The following is a 23,750-nucleotide window of genomic DNA, read 5'->3' as shown; positions in this document are numbered from 1 at the left end:
ATGTCCTCACCGCTGGCAAGCTCGACGCGCCCGCCTTCCAGCGTGCCGGCATTCTCCAGCCGGCCGGAAGCAGTGACGACCAGCCCGCCGACGCCGGCGCCGATGTGGCCCGCATTGCGCACGCCGACGCCGGCCCCAGTGCCGACCAGCGTGATCTTGCCGGCGTACATGCCGCCAAGTGCCGACACGTCCAGCGCGAACACCGGTGTGGCACCACTGACCGGTTTCGGTGCCACGCCGGTGGCGCCATCCGTGCCGACCACTGCCGTCAGGTCGCTGGCCCAGATGCCGGCGTTGACCCGCAATGCCCGCGACAGGATGGCCACGTAGTCGGTGCTGGCTGCATCCAGCCCCGCGCCGTCGATGACGATGGTGCCGCCGCGCACCAGGAAGCCATCCAGTGCACCGGCCGCGCCGAACTGGGGCGATCCGGTGGTGAGCGTGGCGCGGTTGGTGTTGATGAAGCCAGCGCCATCGACCTGGATGCCGGATGGATTGGCGATCACGACCTCCGCGCGTTGGCCCGCCACCTCGACATAGCCGCGCAAGCGGCTGGGGTCTGCGCTGTTGACCTCATTCAGGATGATGCGCGCGGGCCCCCGTGCCAGCCATGGGTTGCCTGCCACCTGCCCAGCCAAGCGCGTCTGCGCGGCGGTGCGGCTGTTGTTGAGTACCGCGCCCTGCGGGCCGACGTCGAACTGGCGGTACACGTTGCGCGAGACGCCGGCTGCGCTGGGCGTCTGGATGTTGACCAGCGCCGCACCGCCAGGGGCGGCCAGCACGGTGGGGCGCAGGGAACCGGAGGCATTCGGATCGGCGGCGATCTGGCCCATGGCTGGCACTGCAGCAAGCGTGATCAGAGAAGCAGCCACGAGCACCGTTGTGCCACTCGCCGCCTTGCCGGCGCTGCGCGCCGTTTCCTGGACGGCCATGCGCTGGCCGCGCGCAGCGTTGAAGACGATGCGATGCAAATTCTTGTTCATGGTGGACTCTCTTTCTCGAACCGTATGAATGTCAGAAGCTCAGCTGCAGGCTGAAGCCGAGGCTTGGGGAACTGCTGTGCATGGCTTGCGGCTTGCGCAAGGGAGTGCCGGCGAACACGTCCCAGCTGAACGCACCGTGCTGGCCACGCAGCCCCAGCACCGCGCCTGCCAGGCTGCGGCCGGGCAACTGGCGCGCGGAGGGCCCACCGACACGGCCGAAGTCCAGACCGGCGTACAGCGCGGTGCCGCTGGTGCCGAGCGTCCAGGCGAGTTCGTTGCGCAGCAGCCAGCCGCGGTCGGCCAGCAGGCTGCTTTCACCGTCGAAACCACGCACGGTGTAGCGGCTGCCGATGCCGAAGCGCTCAGGTGCTGCCAGGGGTGTGCGGTTCCATTGCGCGCGGGCCTGGCCGGTGTAGGCCAGGCGCTGCGTGCCCCACTGCAGCGGCCATTGCAGCGAGGCCTCTGCGGTGGCGAGCGCGAAGCGGGCGGTGCCTTCGCCGAATGCCTGCTCGGGCGCCGGCTGTGCGCCGAAGGCCCCGGTGCCCCGACGCCAGCCCAGGCTGGCGTCCAGCGTTGCCGTGTTGCCATCTTCGAGCGCGATGAATGCACGGTGCGCCAGTTCGAGCGACCAGCCGCCGACCACACGGCGCTGAACCTCGATTTCCGTGTCGTCGATGAAGCTGCTGTTGCTGCGGCGAAACGCACCCAGGGTCAGGCTGGTTTTGTGGCGTTGGCCGCGGTGCAACAGCCGGGTGACCTGCACCTGGAAATTGCGCGATGCGCCCGCGTAGACATAGTCCTGTTGCAGGCCGGCGACGCGCTGGTGGTAGCGGCTGCGGCTGGCCGTGGCACCGAGCAACCAGTCGCCGAACGGAACGGAATAGTGGACCGTGGCGCCGCCGGTGCCGCGCCCCTGTGGATTGAACATGCCGTGCTGCAGGTTCAGGTAGGCCAGATCGTTGAGGCCCAGCGGCCCGTCCCACGCCAGCGTGGCGTTGGCCTGCAGCCGGCCGGTCGCGCGCGTGCCGCTGTCGTCCAGGCCCATGGACAGGCGCAGCGGCCCCAGGGCGCGGGGGGCGCGGCGGACATCGATCACCAGGTCGCTGTCGCCAGGCTCCGCGCCCTCGCCCTGGGCCGGCTCGATGCGGATATCGGCCTCTACCGTAGGCAGTCGCTTGTAGTTCTCCAGCCCCTGCTCGATGTCGCGCAGGTTCAGCAGGTCGCCAGGGGCGGCCGGTACGGCGCTGCGCAGGCCGAGCGAGGTCGCGCCGGCGGCGCTGCGGATGGCGGCGATGCGACCCGGAACGACGTTCAGCCGCAGCTCTCCCGTGGCCAGATCCTGTGGTGCGGCCAGCACGAGCGAGGTGATCCAGCCGCGCGCCACGAGGGCTTGCTGCAGGCGTGCCAGTACCGCGTTGATGCCCCGCGTCCCCAGGCAGCGGCCGACCGGGCTGTCGTCGCCATCAGGTCCGGCGGCAGCGGCGGCGAGCCAGGGGAAGGGCTCAGCACCCTGCAGCGCCAGCGCGTCGATGCGAAAGCACGGTTGCTCGTCGCTGGGCAGGCGGCTGGTGGCCGGGACTTCCGGCACCGGCACCCGCACATCGGCGCCGCGTTCGAACTGCTCGCGCAGCAGGCGTTGGCGTTCCTGCCTGCGCAGTTCTTCCACCGCTGCATCAGCTGGCGGAGGCACCTGGGCCAGGCTGGCACTGCTGGCGGTGAGCAGCCAGCAAACTAGGGCGGTGCAGCGGCCAGAACGGCGCGATGCGGAGATGGTGGACGGCATGGAAGGCGCTCCTGTACGGCAGGGGTGCCGTGCCTTCGTATCGTCTTGTTACTTTTGTATTCAGCGCGTGACGAAATTCTCCCTGGAAAAACTCCGAACGAAGTGCATACGAAAACCGTGAAATTGTCTTCGTGCACCGTGGCTTGCTTGCGGCCGAGTGCACGCAGACCGCACGCGCCGTCCACCGTCGTCAGTACCTGCAGGGTCCTGGCCTGTGCAGACGGCCTGCGCCCGCGCCGTGCTGAAGTGCGCCAGGGCGATGTGCGTGCACCCTCGCGCTGCCAGGGCCTTCGCTTTTGGCGACGAGGCGAGCTCGGGGCCATTGACCATGGCCGGCAGAGTGGTGCCGGTGGTCGTCCCCACGCTCTTGCCCTGTAGATCGGCGATGCTGCGCAGGCGTGCTCGGCCTTGAACAGCGTGCGCACGTTGTGGCGGATGAAATCCGGCGGGCTGAGCCGGCTCTACGCTGTGTTCAGAAGGTTTGGCGGTGCAGCCACTCGACCTCGGCGTGCAGTGCCTGCGCCCAAGCACGCCGGTCGCGGCCTTCGTGGTATTGCGGCACCCCATACCGCACCTGCGCCACCAGCCCCTCGGCCGCTAGCGTGCGCCACACCGACCCCACCAGCGTCTCATCGCCCACGAAGCTCGGCGCGAAACTGGTCGCGCCCGTCTTGGCGTCCGCAAAGCGCAGCGCCAGCGGCTGCACCGGCACGTCGGCGCTGATCGCGGCCTGCACCAGATTGGCATGAAAGGGCAGCAGCGCACGCCCGTCGCCGGTCGTGCCCTCGGGGAAGATGGCCACCACGTCGCCCGCCGCGAGCCGGTCGCGCATGTGGTGCACCACGCGCATGGCGTCGCGGCGCGAGGCACGCTCGATGTACAGCGTGCCCGCCCCCGTGGCCAGGCTGCCGATCAACGGCCAGTGCGCCACGTCGGCCTTGGAGACGAAGCGGCAGTAGCCCGCTGCGTGCATCACCACGATGTCCAGCCAGGAGATGTGGTTGGCCACCAGCAGCACGGGGCCGGCGGCCATGGGCTCGCCGCTGACCTGCAGGCCGATGCCGGAGAGTTCCAGCACGCGCGCGGCCCAGGCCTGCACGGCCTGCTCGCGCTGGCGTGGCGCCCAGCCTGCAAAGCGCGTGCGGATGGTCCACAGGCCGGCGGCGCCATGGCCGATCAGGCGCAGCAGGCGCCACAGCGCGCGCGCGTGGCGCATTGGGCTCAGCTGGCGTCGTGGGCCAGGTGGCCGCCGACCAGGGTGAAGCGCACGCGGCCCGGCAGCTCGTAGCCCGTGAAGGCCGTGTGCTTGCCCTGGCTCTGCAGGGCTTCGTCGGTCACCGTCCAGCGCGCGGCCGGATCGAACACGCAGATGTCGGCCACGCCGCCTTCGACGAGCTGGCCCAGGCTGGCCTGCAGCGTGCCGAGCGCGCTGCCCAGCAGGGCGGCCGGCTGGTTCGTGACGGTGGCCAGCGCCTGCGGCAGCGGCACGCCTTGTTCCTCGGCCCATTTCAAGGCCAGGCTCAGCAGCAGCTCCACGCCGGTGGCACCGGGCTCGGCCTCGGCGAAGGGCAGGGTCTTGGCGTCGGCGTCCACCGGGGTGTGGTCGGACACCAGGGCCTGCACCGTGCCGTCGGCCAGCGCGGCGCGCAGTGCATCGCGGTCGCGCTGCTGGCGCAGCGGCGGGCTCACGCGGGCGCGGCTGTCGAAGTAGCCGATGTCCTGGTCGGTCAGGTGCAGCGAGTTGATGCTCACGTCGCAGCTGATCGGCAGGCCGTCGGCAAGCGCCTGGCGCACGAGTTCGATGCCGGCGGCGCTCGAGATGCGCGACAGGTGCACGCGCGCGCCGGTCACCTTCACGAGTTCGAAGATGGTCAGCAGCGCGATGGTCTCGGCGATCACGGGCACGCCCGACAGGCCCATGCGCGTGGCCAGCGGGCCGCTGGCGGCCACGCCCTTGCCCAGGTCGCGGTCCTGCGGCCGCAGGAACACGGTGAGGCCGAAGGTCGCCGCGTACTGCAGCGCGCGCTGCAGCACCTGGGTGTTGGCCAGCGGCACTTCGGCCTGGCCGAAGCCGATGCAGCCGGCTTCCGTCAGCTCGACCATCTCGGTCAGCACCTCGCCAGCCAGGCCGCGCGTGAGCGCGCCCTGCGGGAACACGCGCGACTGGTGCAGCTTCTCGGCGCGGAACTTGAGCATCTCCACCAGGCCGGGCTCGTCGAGCACGGGGTCGGTGTCGGGCGGGCAGACCAGGCTGGTCACACCGCCGGCCACGGCAGCGGCCATCTCGCTTTCCAGCATGCCTTCGTGTTCGTGGCCGGGTTCGCGCAGGCGCATGGACAGGTCCACCAGGCCGGGCATGACCACGAGGCCGCTGGCGTCGATGGTGCGGTCGGGCTTGAACTCGGCCGAGACGTTGCCGATGGACACGATGCGGCCCGAGGCAATGGCGATGTCGGCGGCGGTGTCGCGGCCCGATGCCGGGTCGATCACGCGGCCGTTTTGAATCAGCGTCTTCATGCTCATGCCTCGTTGCCTGCGACGATGCCCATCACCGCCATGCGCACGGCGATGCCGAAGGTGACCTGCGGCAGGATCACGGCCTGCTTGCCGTCGACCACCGCCGAATCGATCTCCACGCCGCGGTTGATCGGGCCAGGGTGCATGACGATGGCGTCGGGCTTGGCCAGGGCGAGCTTCTCGGGCGTGAGGCCGAAGCTCTTGAAGTACTCCTGGCTCGACGGCAGCAGCGCGCCGCTCATGCGTTCGTTCTGCAGCCGCAGCATGATGACCACGTCGCAGTCCTTGATGCCTTCTTCCAGCGTGTGGCACACCCGCACGCCCATCTGCGCCATGTCGCCGGGCACCAGCGTCTTGGGGCCGACCACGCGCACCTCGGCGCAGCCCAGCGTGGTCAGGCCGTGGATGTCCGAGCGCGCCACGCGCGAGTGCAGCACGTCGCCGACGATGGCCACCGTGAGGTTGCTGAAATCCTTCTTGTAGTGGCGGATGGTGTACATGTCGAGCAGCCCCTGCGTGGGGTGCGCGTGCCGGCCGTCGCCAGCGTTGATGACATGCACATGCGGCGCCACATGCTGGGCGATCAGGTAGGGCGCGCCCGATTCGCTGTGCCGCACCACGAACAGGTCGGCCGCCATGGCCGACAGGTTGGCGATGGTGTCCAGCAGCGATTCGCCCTTGGCGGCCGAGGAGCGCGCGATGTCCAGGTTGATCACGTCGGCCGAGAGCCGCTTGGCCGCGATCTCGAAGGTGGTGCGCGTGCGCGTGCTGTTCTCGAAGAACAGGTTGAACACGCTCTTGCCGCGCAGCAGCGGCACCTTCTTGACCTCGCGGTCGCCCACGCTGACGAAGTTGGCGGCGGTGTCCAGGATCTGCGTGAGGATGTCCCTGGGCAGGCCCTCGATGGACAGCAGGTGGATCAGTTCGCCGTTCTTGTTGAGTTGGGGGTTGCCTCTGGCCAGCATGCTCACCCCTTGATCTCGAAACTGAAGGCGCCGGCATCGCTGCGGGCCAGGGCCAGCGACTGGCCGGCCGGCAGCGCCACGCGCGCGGCGGCAAAGTCGGCCTGGATCGGCAGTTCGCGCCCGCCGCGGTCCACCAGCACCGCCAGGCGCACACTGGCCGGGCGGCCGTAGTCGAACAGTTCGTTGAGGGCGGCGCGGATGGTGCGGCCGGTGTAGAGCACATCGTCCAGCAGCACGATGTGCGCGCCGGTCACATCGAAGTCCAGCGCCGTGGCGCTGGCGCCGGCCACCATGCCGCGCTGGCCGTAGTCGTCGCGGTGCATGGCCGACGAGATCACACCTGGCTTGCCGGCGCGCTGCAGGTCGGCCTGCAGGCGCTCGGCCAGCCAGGCACCGCCGGAAGCGATGCCCACCAGTTGGATGTCTTGCGTGCACAGCGGCCGCACGCCGCGCAGCAGCTCGGCGTACAAGGCCTCGGCGTCGAGGGTCAGGGTACTCATGGCAGGTTTCTCAGGAACTGTTCGAGGATGATGCAGGCCGCGGCCGCATCGGCGTCGCGCGCGCCCAGGCTGTGGGCTTCGGTGGTGGTGTAGCGCTCGTCCACCTCGTAGACGGGCAGCTTGCAGCGCCCGCGCAGCTGGCGCGCAAAGCGCAGTGCGCGCGCCGTGTTCTCGTGCGAAGCGCCGTCCGGGTGGAAGGGCACGCCGACGACCAGCGCGTCGGGCTGCCATTCGCGCACGCGGGCGTCGATCTGGGTGAAGCGCGCATCGCCCTCGGCGCGGATCGTGCTCTGAGGGGTGGCCGTGCGCGTGAAGCGGTTGCCGACGGCGACTCCGGTGCGCTTGGTACCGTAGTCGAAGGCCAGAAAGGATTGGAAGTGCGCGGGAACGGCGTCGGACGTGGCTGGCGCTGAACTCACGCGTGCCCCGCATCCGGCGACAACATCCAGGACTGCAGGCCCAGCAGCAGCAGGGCCCGGTCGTAGCGCTGTTCGATCGGCGTGTCGAAGATCACCGCCGCGTCGGCTTCCACGGTCAGCCAGCTGTTCTCGGCCAGTTCGGATTCGAGCTGCCCTTCGCCCCAGGCCGAGTAGCCCAGCGAGACCAGCACCTTCTTCGGGCCGGCGCCGGTGGACAGCGCTTCCAGCACGTCCTTGGAGGTGGTCATCTCCAGCCCGCCCGGGATCGTCATGGTGGAGGCGTAGATGCTTTCGCTGTCGTGCGGGGGCGCCGCCATCACGGCCTCGTGCAGCACGAAGCCGCGTTCGGTCTGCACCGGGCCGCCCTGGAACACCGGGCTGTCGGTCAGGTCGTCGCGCCGCAGGGGCAGGTCGACCTTGTCGAACAGCTTCTTCAGGTTGATGTCGCTGGGCTTGTTGATGACCAGGCCCAGCGCGCCGCGTTCGCTGTGCTCGCACAGGTACACCACACTGCGCGCGAAGTTTTCGTCTTCCAAACCCGGCATCGCGATCAGGAAATGATGCGTGAGGTTCATCGGCGCAGAATCTGAACTCATAAACCGTGATTTTAGCGACGCCCCCGTTCCGGATTTGCCGCATGGAAAAGAAGTTCGCCACTGGATTGATGTGGTTTCGGCGCGATTTGCGCGCTTTTGACAACGCTGCGCTCTACCACGCACTGCGCGCATGCCGGCAATTGCACTGCGTCTTCATCCTGGACACCGACATCCTGGACGCCCTGCCGCGGGCCGACCGCCGCGTGGAGTTCATCCTGGCGGCGCTGGACGAACTCGATGCCGCGCTGCGCCGGCTGGCACCGCAGGCGGGGCTGATCTGGCGCCTGGGTTCGGCACGCCAGCAGATTCCCGAGCTGGCCCACGCGCTGCACGCCCAGGCCGTGTTCGCCAACCACGACGACGAGCCGCCCGCCATGGCGCGCGATGCCCAGGTGCGCGGTGCGCTGGCCGGCATGGGCGCGGCGCTGCTCACCAGCAAGGACCAGGCGATCTTCGAGCGCGGCGAGGTCATGACCCAGGCCGGCACGCCCTACAGCGTGTTCACGCCCTACAAGGCCGCCTGGCTCAAGAAGGTGGATGCGTTCTACCTGTCGTCCTACCCCGTGGCGCGCCATGCCGAGGCGCTGGCGCCGCGGCCCGAGGGCGAGCGCCGGCCGGTGCCCAGCCTGGCGGACATCGGCTTCGAGCCGACCAACCTTGCGGAACTCAAGATCCCGCTGGGCGCCAGCGGCGGCCAACAGCTGTTCGAGGAGTTCTTCGACCGCATGGACCAGTACCACCTGGCGCGCGACTACCCGGCCGTGAAGGGGCCGAGCTACCTGGGCGTGCACCTGCGCTTCGGCACGGTGTCGATCCGCCAGCTGGCCTCGAGTGCGCAGCAACTGACGGTGCAGGGCATGCAGGGGCCGGCGGTGTGGCTGTCCGAGCTGATCTGGCGCGACTTCTACATGCAGATCCTGGCGCACTTTCCGCACGCGGCGGAGTCGGCCTTCAAGCCCGAATACGACGCCATCAAGTGGGAGCGCGGCAAGCATGCGGAGGCGCTGTTCGCGGCCTGGTGCGAGGGCCGCACGGGCTATCCGCTGGTGGATGCCGCCATGGCGCAAATCAACCAGAGCGGCTACATGCACAACCGGCTGCGCATGGTGGCGGCCAGCTTTTTGACCAAGCACCTGGGGCTGGACTGGCGCTGGGGGGAGGCCTACTTCGCCGAGAAGCTCAACGATTTCGACCTGTCGGCCAACAACGGCGGCTGGCAGTGGGCTGCTTCCACAGGCTGCGATGCGCAACCCTACTTCCGCATCTTCAACCCGGTCACGCAAAGCGAGCGCTTCGACGCCGAGGGCAAGTTCATCCGGCGCTACCTGCCGCAGCTGGAGAACCTGCCGCCCCCGCTGGTGCACGCGCCCTGGCGTGCCAGCGCCATCGAGTTGGCCGCGGCGGGCGTGGAACTGGGGCGCGACTATCCGCGCCCGGTGGTCGACCACGCCGAGGCGCGCGAGCGCACGCTGGCGCGCTATGCCGTGGTCAAGAAGCCGCTGGCCGGCAAGAAGCCGGCCAAGCGGCGCTGATCACCAGGTGACGCCGTAGTGCTCGTACACGCGGCGGCCGTAGTCGTCGCTGTAGTCGGGTTGCTCTTCGCGCGTGTAGCGCGGCGCGTTGTCCAGCGTGTTGGCGTCCAGCGGCACCACGTAGCCGTCCAGCGCGGTGTCGTACTTCAGCATGGGCCAGGGGATCGGATAGCGGTCGGTGCCGATGCCCAGGAAGCCGCCGAACTCCAGTGCGGCGTAGCGCACCAGGCCCGAGCGCTTGTCGATGACGAGGTTGTCGATGCTGCCGAGCTTGCCGCCCTTGGCGTCGTAGACGGTCGTGCCTTCGACCTTGTCGGAGGTGATGGTGGGACTGGACATGGAGTTCTCCTTGCAGGTTGCGAGGCCGGCGGCCCCGATGTCCATGGTTGTCGCACGCGCAGGCCGGGGCGGCTGTCGGTGCTGGCCCACGTCCTGCGTAGGCTGGGCGATGGAGGCGGGCACGGGCCAAGGGCCGCCGCTTTTCGCTGCATTGCCCGCCAGACTCCACCGGGCGGCCGGATGTGTTGCCGTCGCCCTGGCGCTGGGGGCGGCGCCGCCCCGCACTGGCGTTCAGGGCGGTGCGTCAGCGGCATGGTGCCGCACCAGGGCCAGCAGCTCCTCTTCGGCATACGGCTTGCCCAGGTAGTGGTCCACGCCGAGCGCCAGCGCATGCTCGCGGTGCCTGTCGGCTGTGCGTGAGCTGATCACCACGATGGGCAGGTCGGCCAGCTGTTCGTCGGCGCGGATGGCCTGGGTCAGCGCATAGCCGTCCATCTGCGGCATCTCGATGTCGGTCACCACCAGCACCGGCCGCTCGGCCCGCAGCTGTTCGAGCGCCTGCACGCCGTCGGCGGCCAGTGCCACGCGCCAGCCGGCGCGCTGCAGCAGGCGTTGTGTCACGTGCCGCACCGTCACGGAATCGTCCACCACCAGCACCAGCGGGGCCGGCGCGACCGTCGGGTCCGGCGCCGGGCTGCCATCGCCGTTGCGCAACGCGTGTTCGTGCTGGGCCTGGCGTGCCATCACGCCATAGACGGCGGCCAGCGCGACGGGGTTGTACAGCAGCAGCACGGCGCCGGAAGCCAGCACCGACATGCCGGCCAGGCCGGGCAGGCGCGCCAGCTGCGGCCCCAGGTTCTTGACCACCACCTCCTGGTGGCCCAAAACCTCGTCCACGTGCAGGGCCAGGCGCTGCTGCGCGCTGTGCAGCAGCAGCACGCTGGCATGGCGTTCGCGCGCGGCGGGCCGGGCGATGGCGCATTGCAGCAGCGCGCCGGCCCAGTAGAAGGCCAGCGGCTCGCCGTCCTCGACCCACTGCTCGCGCGCATAGCACTGCGCCAGTTCTGCCGGCGCCAGGCGGCGCACGGCCTCGACCAGGTGCGTCGGAATGCCGAAGGTCTGCTGGCCCACGCGCACCAGCACCACCTGGGTGGCGGCCGTGGTCAGCGGCAGCACGAGCTTGAACTGCGTGCCCGCGCCGGGTGTGCTCGTCGTTTCGATGCGGCCGCCCAGCGCGTGGACCTCGGTGCGCACCACATCCATGCCGATGCCGCGGCCGGCCATGGCCGTCACCGCGGTCGCGGTCGTGAAGCCGGGCAGGAACACCAGTGCGGCGGCCTGGTCGGGCGTCAGCGGCGCATCGCCCGTCAGCAGGCCCAGCGTGGCGGCGCGCGCCTGGATGCGCGGCACGTCCAGGCCGCGGCCGTCGTCGGTGATGGTGAAGGCGATGTCGTTGCCCCCGTGCGCCACGCTGATGGCGATGGCGCCGCTGGCCGGCTTGCCGGCCGCGCTGCGCGCGGCTTCGTCCTCGATGCCGTGCGTGACGGCGTTGCGCAGCAGGTGCTCGAACACCGGCGCCAGGCGGTCGAGCACGCCGCGGTCCAGTTCGATGCCGCCACCGGCGAGGTCCAGCCGCACCGTGCGGCCGGTCTCCTTGGCGCTCTGGCGCACGGCGCCGTACAGCCGCTCGGCGATGGCCTCGAACGGAACCGTGCGCGTGCGCAGCAGTTCACGCTGCAGCGCGCGGGCCTGCCGGCCCTGGGCGGCGAGGTCGTCCTGCGTGCCCTGCAGACCGCGATGCAGCTGGCGCTGCGCGGCGGCCAGCTCGGCCACGGCCTCGGCCATGCCGCGCGCCAGTTCCTGCGTGCGCGTAAAGCGGTCGAACTCCAGCGGATCGAAGGCGTCCAGGCCGTCGCCGGCCTGCGCCAGCCTGGCCTGGATCTGCGATTCGGTCTGCGTCTCCAGTTCGCGCAGTTGCTGGCGCAGCTGCTCGAGCCCGCTGTCCATCGCGCCGAGCGCACCGCCGAGTTCGCCGAGGCGTGCCTCCATGCGCGCACGCGTGATCAGCACCTCGCCGGCACCGCTGACGAGCTGGTCCAGCAGCTGCGCGCGCACCCGCACCGACTGCCCGGACACGGGGCGGGGGGCGTGCACCACCGCGGCCTCGTCCAGCGGCGCGGCCAGGCCCCGCACCTGGCTGCGCAGCTGGTCGAACGCCTGCTGCAACCGGTCGGCATGGGCCAGCAGCGGATCGAGCTGGCGCGGCGGCGCGTCGTCGGGCACCTGCTCTGCGGCGCTCTCGAGCCGGTGCGCAAGCGCGCCCAACCGCAATGCACCGGCCAGCCGCGCACTGCCCTTGAGCGTGTGCAGCGCGCGCAGCACGGCCTGGCGCGCCGATGCGTCGGCCGGCGTGGGCTGCGCGGCCTGCCAGCGGCGCAGCGCGGCCGACAGCTGTGGCAGCAGTTCGGCGGCCTCGTCCTCGAAGACAGGGAAGAGGTCGGCGTCAAGGGCGTCCTGGTTGTCGATCTCTTCCTCGAATGCGGCGCCCTCCGGCGCGGTTTCCTGCAAGGCCTTGAGTGCCTGCACGACACCGTCGCGCGCGGGCTTGAGAAAGCCGGCTGCGAACTGGTGCAGCAGGCGCCGGATCTCTTCGGCGGCGTCCAGCACGGGCTGGGTGGCGCGGGGTGGGGCGCCGCCCAGCACCCGGGCGAGCAGGTCGGCGAGCTGGGCCAGGCCGTCGAAGCCCACCCCAGCGGCACTGTCGGCCAGCGCACGGGCCAGCGCGGGGCTGCTGGCTGCGGGCGGCAGCGGTTGCTGCAGTGCCCATTCGCCGAGTTCGGTCTGCAACTGGCGCGACCACTCGTCGGCGTCGTTGAGGAAGGCGTTGTAGAGCGGCAGCGCGATGCGCAGCGGGCCGACCTGGCGGAAATGGTCGTCGTCGTCGTCGCCTGCATCGGGGCGCGGCGCTTGCAGTGCTTCGGCGGACGGGGCGGACTCCGCGGCGAGCGGTGGCGCGCGCAAGGCGGCGGCCGCCGCCTGCAAGGCCGCCAGACGGTGCGCGCCGTCGCGTCCGGCGGCGATGTCGGCAATCCAGCCGGCCAGATCCTGCAGCGCCTGCTGGGTGGCCTGCAGCAGCGCGGCATCGGCCGCGTGGCCCTGGTCCAGCCGGGCGTTCAGCAGTTCCTCGAAGGACCAGGCGGCGGCACCGAAACCCTCCTGCTGGACCATGCGGGCACTGCCCTTGAGCGTGTGGAAGGCGCGGCGCAGCTGCTCCAGCGGCGCGCGCGCGTCGGGCGCGGCCTGCAGCGCCTGCACCGCGGCCTGGCCGCTCTGCACGACGGACTGGGCCTCGTCGGTGAAGATCTGCAGCAGGTCGGCATGCGTGTCGGCATGGGCCTCGGTTTCGACGTCGGTGGCGCTCTCGACTTCAGTGTCGGTGTCGAATTCGGTGCCGGTGTCGAGCTCAGCGTCGGTATCGGTATCGGTGTCGGTGTCGGACGGTGGCTCGGCTGCCGGCGCCGCGCCGTCCGCCGCGCTGCCCCCGCGCAGGCGGAACAGGCCTTGCGCCTCGTCGTAGACGAACAGCTGCTGCGCCAGGTGGCGCTGGTAGCCCAGCATGCCGACCAGGAAACCGAGTGCGCCCAGGCTGCTGCCCAGGCGCTCGAAGCTGGTGTTGCGCGCGGCTGTGTCGTCCACCTGGTCGGCCATGTAGCCGTCCACGGTCTCGCGCATGCGCAGCACGGCATGGGCGGCCTGCTCCAGGTCCAGCACCGAGAGCACGCCGCGCAGCTGCGTGAGCTGGGCGACCACCTTGCCGAGCACGCCCTTCTCGCGCGGCGCGCGGAAGAACTGGTCCAGTGCCTGCTCGATCTCGGCCAGCGTGCGGCCCAGTTCGGCCACCACGCTGCCCATGGTCTGGCGCTCGCTGACGCCGTGGTAGAGCGCCTCCATCCAGCCTTCCATGGGCTCGGGCGCCTGGCCCTGGCGCACCAGCGCGAGCCGTTCGGCCAGCTGGGCCGCACGCGCACGCAGGTCGGCGCCGCTGCGGTCCAGGTCGGCATAGGCGGTGTCCAGATACAGCAGCGCCGTGGCCACTTCGAGCGCCAGCGCAGGCGAGGGCGGCACGGGCGGCGTGCCGCCCACGCGCCAGGCGGCTTCGACGGCCTGCAGCAGGGCCTGTGCGAGCGGGGCGCTGTCGTCGTGCAGCCGGGCCAGCGCATCGGCAAGTGGCAGCAGCTGCTCGTGTGCGGTGCGCAGCTGGTGGGCGTCGCCGCCGGCCACGGCCGCCCAGGTTTCGCTGGCCGCGGCGATGCGTTTGCGCGCCTGTGCCAGCAGGGCCGGGGGGAACCGGCCGAAACGGCGCTGCGCGTAGTCGGCCGTGCCGCTGGCGCCCAGGCCATGGGCGGCGCGCACGGCGGCCAGCGTGCCGGCCTGGCCGGTGTCCGCCGGCGGCACGGCGCCGGCGCAGTAGAACAGCAGTTCCTGCAGCAGCGCGGCGGCCGGCTCGGCCTCGCCGCGCGCCAGGGCGGCGTACTGCGTCAGCACGCCCGAGGCGATGCGCTTGGTGTACAGGTCGGCCGGCACCAGGCCCAGCGCCAGCGCCTGGAAGTAGCCAGCCGCCAGTTGCCAGAAGCTGCGCCGTGCCGGCGCGTCGCTGCCAGCGGCCAGGCCCAGGGCCAGGTCGTGCAGCGCCAGCGCAGCGGCGGGGTCGGCGGTCTTCACGACCTTGAGCACGGCCTGGTCCAGGCGGCTGCGCAGGGCGGGCCCGGGCTGCAGCGCTTCGATCCCGGCCGGCAACTGCACTGGCGGCGCGGGCGGCGCGGCATCGGCAGGCGGCGGCGTCCACAGGTCGACAGGGCGACTGCGCTCGGCACCGGCCAGCGCCTGCACCTCGCGGTACTGCGGGAACAGTTCGACCGGTGCCACGGGCTTGCCCGACAGCAGGGCCTGCAGGTATTCGACGATGGCCAGGCCCGCCTGCTCGACCTGTGCGACGGCTTCGTCGGTGCAGGGCGTGCGCTGCTCAGCGAAACGCTGCACGGCGGCTTCCATGGCGTCGGCCAGCGCGGCGCAGGCCGGCTGCTCGACCAGATGCAGCGCGCCTGCGCACTGGTGCAGCAGCTGTCCGGCCTGGAGCAGGTGCTGCAGGCCGGGCACGTGGAAGGCGGTGCCCGCGGCATCGGCCTCGCGCCGGTAGCGGTGCAGGCATTTGGCGGCAGCGTCCAGCGTGCGGCGCAGTTCTTCGAGCACCCAGGCCACGGGGCCGAGGTCGTGGGGCGAAAGCGGCGGGGCGGTGGTCTCGTTCACGTCGGTTCTGTCGGGCTGGGCACGGGGGAAGGCACGGCCATGCCGTCGAGCAGCCGCGCACCGGCCACCACGCCTTGCGTGGCGCGCTCCATGGCCGCCGCGGCATCGTGCGTGTCGGACTGCAGGGCCTGCACGAGCCCGGCGACCAGCCTGGCGGCGTCGGCCGAGCGCGCCGCCAGGCGCTGTGCCTCGCCCGCCACGGTTGCCAGGCCCTGGCCGGACGCGTTGGCCGGCGCGGCCTGGATGGCGGCGTTCAGCGCCAGCACCTGGGCCTGCTCGGCGAGATCGGCGGCCAGTGCCGCGATCTCGCCCATCTGCTGGGACGATTCGCCCAGGCGCTTGATGCGCTTGGCCGCGTCCTGGATCTGCACGCGCAGCGTGTTCATGGCGCCGATGGCGCCGTGCAGGCCGGCGGCAGCGCGCTCAGGCATCGATGGCCAGGAAGGCGGGCGCCTGCGCCAGCGCCTGCAGGTCCAGGGTCTGCCAGGAATGGCCCTCGGCATCTGTGAGCAGCGGGCCGAGCCAGGCCTGTGCTGGCGGCACACCGGCCGCCGAGGGGGCGAAGGCCTCGGCCGCGCGCAGGCCCAGCAGCCGGTCGATGCGCAGCGCGCAGTTCAGGCCGATGGCGGGATGAAAGCCCAGCAGCTTGGGGTCGGCCGCCGCGGCCTCCTGATCGCGGTGCAGGAAGCGCCCCAGATCGACCACGCCGCAGAGTTCGCCGCGCAGGTTGGCCACGCCCAGGAACCAGGTGCGCGTGTAGGGCGTGGGCTGCACGGCGGTCCACGGAAAGATCTCGCCGGCCTGGGCCAGCGGCACGAGGCAGCGCTGGTCGCCGGCCTGCACGGCGAGCCAGTGCGCGGGCGGCAGGGGGAGGGAGGCGTCGGGCTCAGCCATCGCGCTGCCGGTGGCGGGCGGGCTCACGCGTCAGCGCGCCCGTACTGCAGCACGGCCTGCAGCAGCTGGTCCTTGGTGAAGGGCTTGGTCAGGTGGTCGAGCGAACCGACCATGCGGCCGCGCGCCTTGTCGAACACGCTGTCCTTGGACGACAGCATGACCACCGGGATGTCGGCGAAGCGCGCGTTGCGCTTGATGATTGCGCAGGTCTGGTAGCCATCGAGCTTGGGCATCAGGATGTCGCAGAAGATCAGCTGCGGCGCGTGGTCGTTGACCTTGGCCAGCGCGTCGAAGCCGTCTTCGGCCAGCAATACCTCGTGGCCGCCCTGCTTGAGGAAGATCTCGGCGCTGCGGCGGATGGTGTTGCTGTCGTCGACCACCATCACGCGCAGGCTGGGGGTGGCGGTCGTCATGGTGCTGCGGTTCCTGGGCTGGCGCTCAGATCTGGACCATCTCGAAGTCTTCCTTGCGCGCGCCGCACTCGGGGCAGGTCCAGTTCATCGGGACATCGGCCCACAGGGTGCCGGGCGCAATGCCGTCGTCCGGCGCGCCTGCCGCTTCGTCGTAAATCCAGCCGCAGATCAGGCACATCCAGGTTTTAGGGTCGGTCACAGTGTTCGGGGGCGTTCCAATAGAATGCCGGCGATTGTATAGAGGCGTCCCGGGCGCAATGCCCGGTGGCAAGGCTCCAGCGCCCGCCGCTCCAACCCCCCCTTTCCAAGGCCCGCCGCCCGCATGAACGACTCCGCCGCATCCCCTGGTTCCGAACCCGACGCGGCCGACACGGACGAGGACGCCGGCCCGGCCTGCGTGCTGGTCTTCAACGCCAATGACCCCAGCGGCGCAGGCGGCCTGTCGGCCGATGCGGTGGCCATCGCATCGGTGGGCGCGCATGCGCTGCCCGTGGTGACGGGCAGCTATGCGCGCGACAGCGCCGAGATCTTCGAGCATTTCCCCTTCGACGAGGAAGCCGTGACCGAGCAGGCCCGTGCCGTGCTCGAGGACATGGCGGTGCAGGTCATCAAGGTCGGCTTCGTCGGCAGCCCCGAGAACCTCTCGGCCATCGCCGAACTGACCGCCGACTACGCCGACGTGCCCGTGGTGGCCTACATGCCCAACCTGTCCTGGTGGGAAGAGGATCAGATCGACGCCTACCTGGACGCCTTCCAGGAACTGATGCTGCCCCAGACCACCGTGCTGGTGGGCAACCACAGCACGCTGTGGCGCTGGTTGTTGCCGGACTGGAGCAGCCAGCGCAGCCCCTCGCCGCGCGACATCGCCAAGGCCGCTGCCGACAAGGGCGCGCCCTACACGCTGGTGACGGGCATCCTGCTGCCGGACCAGCATGTGGACAACGTGCTGGCCACGCCGCAGACCGTGCTCGCGAATGCGCGCTTCGAACTCTTCGAGGCGCAGTTCACGGGGGCCGGCGACACGCTGTCGGCGGCACTTGCCGCGCTGCTGGCCAGCGGCGCCGAACTCAACGAGGCCGTGGGCGAGGCGCTGACCTACCTGGACCAGAGCCTGGACGGGGGCTTTCGCCCCGGCATGGGCCATGTGCTGCCCGATCGCATGTTCTGGGCCCAGCCCGAAGAGGACGAGGACGAGGACAAGGACAAGGACGGTGCCGAAGGCGAGGAGCCACCCGAGGCCGACAACGACGAAGGCGCCGTGCGCCACTGACCACCATGAGCACCAACGAAGAACTGTTCGCACGCGCGCAGCGCGTGATCCCCGGCGGCGTCAACTCGCCCGTGCGCGCCTTCCGCGCCGTGGGCGGTGTGCCACGCTTCGTGCAGCGCGCCCAGGGCGCTTACTTCTGGGATGCCGAAGACAAGCGCTACATCGACTACATCGGCTCCTGGGGGCCGATGATCCTGGGCCATGGCCATCCCGCCGTGCTGTCGGCCGTGCAGGAGGCTGCCGTGCAGGGCTTCTCGTTCGGCGCGCCGACCGAGCGCGAGATCGAACTCGCCGAGGCCATCCTCGCGCACCTGCCGTCCATGGACATGGTGCGCCTGGTCAGCTCGGGCACCGAGGCCGCGATGAGCGCGATCCGGCTGGCGCGCGGCGCCACCGGCCGCAAGAAGATCATCAAGTTCGAGGGCTGCTACCACGGCCACGCCGACGCGCTGCTGGTCAAGGCCGGCTCGGGCCTGGCGACCTTCGGCAACCCGACCAGCGCCGGCGTGCCGCCCGAGGTGGTGCAGGACACGCTGGTGCTCGAGTACAACGACCTCGCCGGCCTGGAGCAGGCCTTCGCCGAGCATGGGGCGGCGCTGGCCTGCCTCATGATCGAGCCGATCGCCGGCAACATGAACTTCGTGCGCGCCAGCGTGCCCTTCATCCGGCGCTGCCGCGAACTGTGCACGCAGCACGGCGCGCTGTTCGTCTTCGACGAGGTGATGACGGGCTTCCGCGTGGCGCTGGGCGGTGCCCAGAGCGTCTATGCCCGCGAGATCCCGGGTTTCGTGCCCGACATCACGGTGCTGGGCAAGGTCATTGGCGGCGGCATGCCGCTGGCCGCCTTCGGCGGGCGCCGCGCCGTCATGGAACAGCTGGCGCCGCTGGGCCCGGTCTACCAGGCGGGCACCCTGTCGGGCAACCCGGTGGCCACGGCCTGCGGCCTGGCCACGCTGCACGAGATCGGCAAGCCGGGCTTCTACGAGGCGCTGGCCCGGCGCACGCAGGCCCTGGTGGCCGGTTTGCGCCAGGCCGCCGCCGATGAAGGCGTGCCTTTCAGTGGCGACAGCGAAGGCGGCATGTTCGGTTTCTTCCTGCTGGACGCGCTGCCGCAGAATTACCGCACCGTCATGACCACCGACGGCGCGCGCTTCAACCAGCTGTTCCACGGCCTGCTGGAGCGCGGTGTGTACATCGCGCCGGCGCTGTACGAGGCCGGCTTCGTCAGCGCGGCCCACAGCGACGAGGACATCGCGCAGACGGTGGATGCGGCCCGCGCCGTGTTCCGCCTGCTGGCCCGCGGCTGACCCCTGCCGTCAACGCCGGGCGCCGCCCGGGCGTTGAAAAGCCTGTGTAAAGGCCTAAACTTTCAGCAGGCTCACAGGTCGTAAGGATCACCATGAAAAAGCTTTTGCTTCTTGCTGGCGCCAGCCTGCTGAGCGCCTCGGTACTGGCCCAGGAATACGGCACGGTGATCTCGGCCACGCCTGTCATGCAGCAGGTGGCCGTGCCGCGCCTGGTCTGCAACAACCAGCAGGTCGTCACGGCGTCGCAGCCCTCGGGAGCCGGAGCCGTTGTCGGCGCCATCGCCGGTGGCCTGCTCGGCAGCGCCTTCGGTGGCGGCAGCGGCCAGGTCGCCGCAACGGCTTTCGGCGCACTGGGCGGTGCGGTGCTCGGCAACCAGGTGGAGGGCCAGCAGCCCGACCAGGTCCGCAACGTGCAGAACTGCAGCACGCAGACCTTCTACCAGAACCAGACGTCGTACTACGACGTGGTCTACGAGTACGCCGGCCGCCGCTACCAGGTGCAGATGGCCAACGACCCCGGCCCGACGGTTCCGCTGCAGGTGACGCCGGTGGGCAGCATGCCGCCGCAGCAGGCTCCGGTGCGGGCGCCGGCCCGCATCATTTCCAGCACGACCTACGTGCAGCCGGCCACGGTCTACCAGACCGAGCCCGTGACCACGGTCTACGAATCGGCGCCGGTCTACAGCACGGCGCCTTCGTCCTACGTGGCCCCGCTGGCCATCGGCATCGGCCTGGGCGTGATCGGTGCCAACCTGTCGCACCGCCACTACGGCCCGCCACCGCGCTACTACGGTCCGCCGCCACGCTACTACGGCCCGCGCCCGCACTGGCGCTGAATGGCCGCCCACAAAAAAGCCCGCTGCCAGAGCGGGCTTTTTGTTGGGCGGAATGCCCGGGTTCAGTGGCGGAGTCAGTGGCGGAAGTGCCGGACGCCCGAGAACACCATGGCCACGCCGCGCTCGTCGGCGGCATCGATGACCTCCTGGTCGCGCATGGAGCCCCCGGGCTGGATCACGCAGGTCGCGCCCGCGTCGACCACCACGTCCAGGCCGTCGCGGAACGGGAAGAAGGCGTCGCTTGCCACGGCCGTGCCGGCCAACGAAAGCTTGGCGTGCTCTGCCTTGATGCTGGCGATGCGGGCCGAATCCAGGCGGCTCATCTGGCCCGCGCCCACGCCCATGGTCATGCCGTCCTTGCAGAACACGATGGCATTGCTCTTGACGTACTTGGCCACCTTCCAGGCGAACAGCAGGTCTTGCAGCTCCGCCGGCGTGGGCTGCTTCTTCGTGACGACCTTGAGGTCGGACAGCTGCAGCTCGTGGTTGTCGGCCGTCTGGATCAAGAGGCCCGAGCCGACGCGCTTGACGTCCATGGCGTTGCGGCCGTTGTCCCAGTCGGTCGCGCCACCGGCGGGCAAGGCGATCTGCAGCACGCGCACGTTCTGCTTGGCCTTGGTGGACTGGAACAGCGCCAGCGCCTCGTCGCTGTAGCCCGGGGCCATCAGCACCTCGACGAACTGCTTGTGCACCTGCTGCGCCGTCGCTAGGTCGACCGGTCGGTTGAAGGCGATGATGCCGCCGAAGGCCGAGGTCGGGTCGGTCTGGAAAGCCTTGCTGTAGGCCTCCAGCGCGTCAGCGCCGACGGCCACGCCGCAGGGGTTGGCGTGCTTGACGATCACGCACGCGGGCACGTCGAAGCTCTTGACGCATTCCCAGGCCGCATCGGCGTCGGCGATGTTGTTGTAGGAGAGTTCCTTGCCTTGCAATTGGTTGGCCGACACCAGCGAGCCCGGCGCCGGGTACAGGTCGCGGTAGAACGCGGCCTGCTGGTGCGGGTTCTCGCCGTAGCGCAGGTCCTGCAGCTTGACGAAGCGGCCGTTGCTCTGTGCCGGGAACAGGGCACGCACGGGCGCGGGCTGGCCGGCGCTGGCCTCGAAGTCCACGGCGGAGAGGAAGTCGCTGATGGCGCCGTCGTAGTCGGCGATGCGGTTGAACGCGGCCACCGACAGCGCGAAGCGCGTCTTGTCCGAGAGCTTGCCGTTGCCGGCCTGGAGTTCGGCCAGCACGGCGTCGTACTGGGATGCGTCGGTCAGCACGGCCACGTCCTGCCAGTTCTTGGCGGCACTGCGCACCATGGCGGGGCCACCGATGTCGATGTTCTCGATCGCGTCTTCCAGCGTGCAGCCGGCCTTGGCCACGGTGGCCTCGAACGGGTACAGGTTGACCACCAGCAGGTCGATGGTCTCGATGCCGTGCTCGGCCAGCGCGGCCACGTGGGCCGGCAGTGCGCGGCGCGCCAGCAGGCCTCCGTGGATCTTGGGGTGCAGCGTCTTGACGCGGCCGTCCAGCATCTCGGGGAAGCCGGTGTGGTCGGCGACCTCGGTCACCGGCAGGCCGGCATCGGCCAGCAGCTTGGCGGTGCCGCCGGTGGACAGCAGCTTGACGCCCAGCGCGTGCAGGCCCTGGGCCAGCGCCAGCACGCCGGTCTTGTCGGAAACGGAGATCAGTGCATTCATCGGATGAAGGGGAAAAGACGGGACAAAGGGGGCAGGCTCACTTGATGAGCTTGTGGTCGACCAGCTTCTTGCGCAGCGTGTTGCGGTTCAGGCCCAGCCACTCGGCCGCGCGCGACTGGTTGTGCTCGGCATGCTGCATGACGACCTCGAGCATGGGTTTCTCGACGGCGCGGATCATCATGTCGTAGACCCCGCCCGGCTCGATGCCGTGCAGGTCCTTCAGGTAGGTTTCCAGGCTGCTGCGCACGCACTCTTCGATACTCTTCTTGCTCACGCTGCGCTCTCCTCCAGAAGTTCGTCGCTGCTCACGGTGGCGGGCATGCGCTCGTGGCAGCTGCCCATCTCATCCATGAATTCGGCCACGGCGGCCAGTTGTTCGGTCGGCTGTTCGAGCCGGTTCATGCGCTGGCGGAACGCCTCGCCCCCGGGCAGCTGGCGCACGTACCAGCCGATGTGCTTGCGCGCCGAGCGCACGCCGGTGTATTCGCCGTACAGCGCGTAGTGCTCGGCCAGGTGGTCCAGCAGCAGGCGCCGGACCTCGGCGACCAGCGGCGGCGCCAGGTGCTCGCCCGTCGCCAGGAAATGCACGACCTCGCGGAAGATCCAGGGCCGGCCCTGGGCCGCGCGGCCGATCATGACGGCGTCCGCGCCGGTTGCGGCCAGCACCTCGCGCGCGCGCTCGGGCGTGGCGATGTCGCCATTGGCCACCACCGGCACGCGCACGGCGGCCTTCACGGCGGCGATGGTGTCGTACTCGGCGTGGCCGCTGTAGCCTTGCTCGCGCGTGCGGCCGTGCACGGTCAGCATCTGGATGCCCACGCCTTCGAAGGCGCGCGCCAGCACCACGGCGTTGCGCTGCTCGGCGCACCAGCCGGTGCGCATCTTGAGCGTGACCGGCACGTTCATCGGTGCGCAAACGGCCACCACGGCCTCCGCGATGGACACGGCCAGCGCCTCGTTCTGCATCAATGCAGAACCGGCCCACTTGTTGCAGACCTTCTTGGCCGGGCAGCCCATGTTGATGTCGATGATCTGGGCGCCGCGGTCCAGGTTGTAGGCGGCCGCCTCGGCCATCATCTCGGGATCGGTGCCGGCGATCTGCACAGCGATCGGTGCGGCTTCGCCGGTGTGGTCGGCGCGGCGCGAGGTCTTCAGCGAAGTCCACAGGTCGCGCCGCGAGGTCACCATCTCGCTGACCGCGTAGCCCGCCCCCAGCTGCTTGCACAGCTGGCGGAACGGGCGGTCCGTCACCCCGGCCATGGGGGCGGCAAACACGTTGTTCGCCAAAGTGAACTGGCCGATCTGCATGCTGGGATGAGGGGGAGGGCGGAGGCGGGGGACGGATTCTAGCTGCCTCATATTTCAGCAATTGAAACGGTTGGTTGCCTACATGACGGGCCAGGGCCGACCCCTATACTGATTCGCTCATGGAAGCCTGGCTGAACCAATTGCTGAGCGCGCTGGCACTGCCCGAGTTCGGCCTGAGCACGGTGTTCGTCGTGTCCTTCATCTCGGCGACGCTGCTGCCGCTGGGCTCCGAACCCGTGGTGTTCGGCTTGGTCAAGCTCAACCCCGAGATGTTCTGGCCGGCCATCGCGGTGGCTACGGTGGGCAACACGCTGGGCGGGGCGCTCGATTGGTGGCTGGGCTACGGGGCGCACAAGGTGGCCGACCGTTACAGCCATTCGTCCCACCATGTGCGCGTGCTGGGCTGGCTGCAGCGGCTCGGGCCCAAGGCCTGCCTGCTGGCCTGGTTGCCCGCGGTGGGCGACCCGCTCTGCGCGGTGGCGGGCTGGCTGCGGTTGCCGTTCTGGCCCTGCCTGTTCTACATGGCCATCGGCAAGTTCCTGCGCTATTTGGTCATGACGGGGTCGCTGGTCTGGGCGTTCCCCGGGGTCTGGCACTGAGCTGCGTCAGACCAGCGACTTGGCGTTGTCCAGCACGTAGCCGCAGGCCTTGTCCTTGAGCTGGTCCTGGATCTTGCCCATGTCGAAGGACTTGCCGTCGCTGCCATTCAGGATGCCGGACAGGCCGCTCTGGTAGCCCTTGTCCTGCGTTTCCATGCCGCCGCCCAGGCCGATCTTGCCGAGCAGCTTGTCCTTGATGCCGGCAGCGCCGCCGGCCAGGTACTTGCGTTCGATGCAGTACTGCAGCACGCCGGCCGCGTTGCTGGCCGTGCCGCTGCCGATGCTGGGGAGCCCCAGGCCGCCCAGCATGCCGGCTGCACCGCTGCTGCTGCCACCGCCCAGTTGTTCGCTGGCGGCGCTCTTGAGCTGGTCCAGCGGGCTGGCCGCCTGCGCCGACAGGGCGGTCAGCACGACGAAGGCAACAGTGCAAGTGCGGTGGAGGTGGCGGGCCATGGTGACATCCTGGTTGGTTCGGGCGCGGAGCTGCGCCGAATTCTAGGCCGCGCATTCTTCCCTTGCGTCATCTGCGATCCCTACGCCGCCCGCCAGAAAAAACCCCGCCG

General features: G+C 70.2%; 21 protein-coding genes and 2 pseudogenes. 5 read left to right on the top strand and 18 right to left on the bottom strand.

Going from position 1 to position 23,750, the window contains the following annotated elements:
* Positions 1-116: 116 nt before the first annotated feature.
* The 8 genes and pseudogenes from DES41_RS39795 to DES41_RS06300 all read right to left on the bottom strand — a co-directional run.
* A pseudogene (locus DES41_RS39795) lies at positions 117-932 on the bottom strand (filamentous hemagglutinin N-terminal domain-containing protein); the annotation flags it as partial.
* An 82-nt stretch (positions 933-1,014) separates the two neighbouring features.
* Positions 1,015-2,766 (bottom strand): ShlB/FhaC/HecB family hemolysin secretion/activation protein, encoded by a 1,752-nt coding sequence (locus DES41_RS06330; RefSeq protein WP_114466705.1) that lies wholly within the window; start codon positions 2,764-2,766, stop codon positions 1,015-1,017.
* A gap of 472 nt (positions 2,767-3,238) precedes the next feature.
* Positions 3,239-3,982, bottom strand: coding sequence for a lysophospholipid acyltransferase family protein (locus tag DES41_RS06325; protein ID WP_114466704.1), 744 nt, complete (start codon positions 3,980-3,982; stop codon positions 3,239-3,241).
* 5 nt (positions 3,983-3,987) lie between these two features.
* Complete coding sequence (locus DES41_RS06320; protein WP_114466864.1) at positions 3,988-5,283, bottom strand: dihydroorotase; 1,296 nt, start codon at positions 5,281-5,283, stop codon at positions 3,988-3,990.
* 2 nt (positions 5,284-5,285) lie between these two features.
* Positions 5,286-6,248 (bottom strand): aspartate carbamoyltransferase catalytic subunit, encoded by a 963-nt coding sequence (locus DES41_RS06315; protein WP_114466703.1) that lies wholly within the window; start codon positions 6,246-6,248, stop codon positions 5,286-5,288.
* Positions 6,249-6,250: 2 nt separating this feature from the next.
* Entirely contained in the window at positions 6,251-6,748 is a 498-nt protein-coding gene (gene pyrR / locus DES41_RS06310) for a bifunctional pyr operon transcriptional regulator/uracil phosphoribosyltransferase PyrR (RefSeq protein ID WP_114466702.1), read from the bottom strand.
* Positions 6,745-7,167 (bottom strand): Holliday junction resolvase RuvX, encoded by a 423-nt coding sequence (gene ruvX, locus DES41_RS06305; protein WP_114466701.1) that lies wholly within the window; start codon positions 7,165-7,167, stop codon positions 6,745-6,747. Before ruvX ends, pyrR begins: the two co-directional genes overlap by 4 nt.
* Entirely contained in the window at positions 7,164-7,763 is a 600-nt protein-coding gene (locus tag DES41_RS06300; RefSeq protein WP_114466700.1) for a YqgE/AlgH family protein, read from the bottom strand. Before DES41_RS06300 ends, ruvX begins: the two co-directional genes overlap by 4 nt.
* Before the next feature lie 41 nt (positions 7,764-7,804).
* Between DES41_RS06300 and DES41_RS06295 the strand changes: the two genes are divergently transcribed.
* The gene (locus tag DES41_RS06295) at positions 7,805-9,295 is read left to right on the top strand and encodes a cryptochrome/photolyase family protein (RefSeq protein WP_114466699.1); all 1,491 of its coding nucleotides are present in this window, start codon (positions 7,805-7,807) and stop codon (positions 9,293-9,295) included.
* Here DES41_RS06295 and DES41_RS06290 read toward each other — a convergent pair whose 3' ends face one another.
* The 6 genes and pseudogenes from DES41_RS06290 to DES41_RS06265 form a co-directional block, all read right to left on the bottom strand.
* Positions 9,296-9,634 carry a PRC-barrel domain-containing protein gene (locus tag DES41_RS06290; protein WP_114466863.1) on the bottom strand — a complete coding sequence of 113 codons (339 nt, stop codon included), beginning with the start codon at positions 9,632-9,634 and terminating at the stop codon, positions 9,296-9,298.
* Between the two features lie 231 nt (positions 9,635-9,865).
* Positions 9,866-14,881, bottom strand: coding sequence for a hybrid sensor histidine kinase/response regulator (locus DES41_RS06285; protein ID WP_245965575.1), 5,016 nt, complete (start codon positions 14,879-14,881; stop codon positions 9,866-9,868).
* A 44-nt stretch (positions 14,882-14,925) separates the two neighbouring features.
* Positions 14,926-15,288, bottom strand: a pseudogene (locus DES41_RS06280) (methyl-accepting chemotaxis protein); the annotation flags it as partial.
* A 16-nt stretch (positions 15,289-15,304) separates the two neighbouring features.
* Positions 15,305-15,802 (bottom strand): chemotaxis protein CheW, encoded by a 498-nt coding sequence (locus DES41_RS06275; RefSeq protein WP_114466697.1) that lies wholly within the window; start codon positions 15,800-15,802, stop codon positions 15,305-15,307.
* The gene (locus tag DES41_RS06270; RefSeq protein ID WP_114466696.1) at positions 15,799-16,188 is read right to left on the bottom strand and encodes a response regulator; all 390 of its coding nucleotides are present in this window, start codon (positions 16,186-16,188) and stop codon (positions 15,799-15,801) included. The genes DES41_RS06275 and DES41_RS06270 overlap by 4 nt, the downstream gene beginning before the upstream one ends.
* Before the next feature lie 25 nt (positions 16,189-16,213).
* On the bottom strand, positions 16,214-16,366 hold the full coding sequence (locus tag DES41_RS06265; protein WP_056664812.1) for a rubredoxin: 153 nt from the start codon (positions 16,364-16,366) through the stop codon (positions 16,214-16,216).
* 144 nt (positions 16,367-16,510) lie between these two features.
* Between DES41_RS06265 and thiD the strand changes: the two genes are divergently transcribed.
* The 3 genes from thiD (at position 16,511) to DES41_RS06250 (ending at position 19,601) form a co-directional block, all read left to right on the top strand.
* Positions 16,511-17,458, top strand: coding sequence for a bifunctional hydroxymethylpyrimidine kinase/phosphomethylpyrimidine kinase (gene thiD, locus DES41_RS06260; RefSeq protein ID WP_114466695.1), 948 nt, complete (start codon positions 16,511-16,513; stop codon positions 17,456-17,458).
* A gap of 5 nt (positions 17,459-17,463) precedes the next feature.
* Positions 17,464-18,765 carry a glutamate-1-semialdehyde 2,1-aminomutase gene (gene hemL, locus DES41_RS06255; protein ID WP_114466694.1) on the top strand — a complete coding sequence of 434 codons (1,302 nt, stop codon included), beginning with the start codon at positions 17,464-17,466 and terminating at the stop codon, positions 18,763-18,765.
* A 92-nt stretch (positions 18,766-18,857) separates the two neighbouring features.
* Complete coding sequence (locus tag DES41_RS06250; RefSeq protein WP_114466693.1) at positions 18,858-19,601, top strand: glycine zipper 2TM domain-containing protein; 744 nt, start codon at positions 18,858-18,860, stop codon at positions 19,599-19,601.
* Positions 19,602-19,675: 74 nt separating this feature from the next.
* On the opposite strand, the gene purH is transcribed toward DES41_RS06250, so the two are convergent.
* Genes purH through dusB form a run of 3 tightly spaced genes read right to left on the bottom strand, consistent with a single transcriptional unit; the run spans position 19,676 to position 22,588 of the window.
* Positions 19,676-21,280 carry a bifunctional phosphoribosylaminoimidazolecarboxamide formyltransferase/IMP cyclohydrolase gene (gene purH, locus DES41_RS06245; RefSeq protein WP_114466692.1) on the bottom strand — a complete coding sequence of 535 codons (1,605 nt, stop codon included), beginning with the start codon at positions 21,278-21,280 and terminating at the stop codon, positions 19,676-19,678.
* Positions 21,281-21,317: 37 nt separating this feature from the next.
* Entirely contained in the window at positions 21,318-21,554 is a 237-nt protein-coding gene (locus DES41_RS06240; RefSeq protein ID WP_114466691.1) for a Fis family transcriptional regulator, read from the bottom strand.
* Positions 21,551-22,588, bottom strand: coding sequence for a tRNA dihydrouridine synthase DusB (gene dusB / locus DES41_RS06235; protein WP_114466690.1), 1,038 nt, complete (start codon positions 22,586-22,588; stop codon positions 21,551-21,553). The genes DES41_RS06240 and dusB overlap by 4 nt, the downstream gene beginning before the upstream one ends.
* Positions 22,589-22,707: 119 nt before the next feature.
* On the opposite strand from dusB, the gene DES41_RS06230 reads away from it, so the two are divergent.
* Positions 22,708-23,187, top strand: coding sequence for a YqaA family protein (locus tag DES41_RS06230; RefSeq protein ID WP_114466689.1), 480 nt, complete (start codon positions 22,708-22,710; stop codon positions 23,185-23,187).
* 6 nt (positions 23,188-23,193) lie between these two features.
* Here DES41_RS06230 and DES41_RS06225 read toward each other — a convergent pair whose 3' ends face one another.
* Positions 23,194-23,640, bottom strand: a complete 447-nt coding sequence (locus DES41_RS06225) for a DUF2501 domain-containing protein (RefSeq protein WP_114466688.1) — start codon at positions 23,638-23,640, stop codon at positions 23,194-23,196.
* Between the last annotated feature and the right edge of the window lie 110 nt (positions 23,641-23,750).

The organism is Pseudorhodoferax soli, assembly GCF_003337555.1.
GTDB classification, from domain to species: domain Bacteria; phylum Pseudomonadota; class Gammaproteobacteria; order Burkholderiales; family Burkholderiaceae_C; genus Pseudorhodoferax; species Pseudorhodoferax soli.
This window is presented reverse-complemented; position numbering and strand designations above follow the sequence as displayed.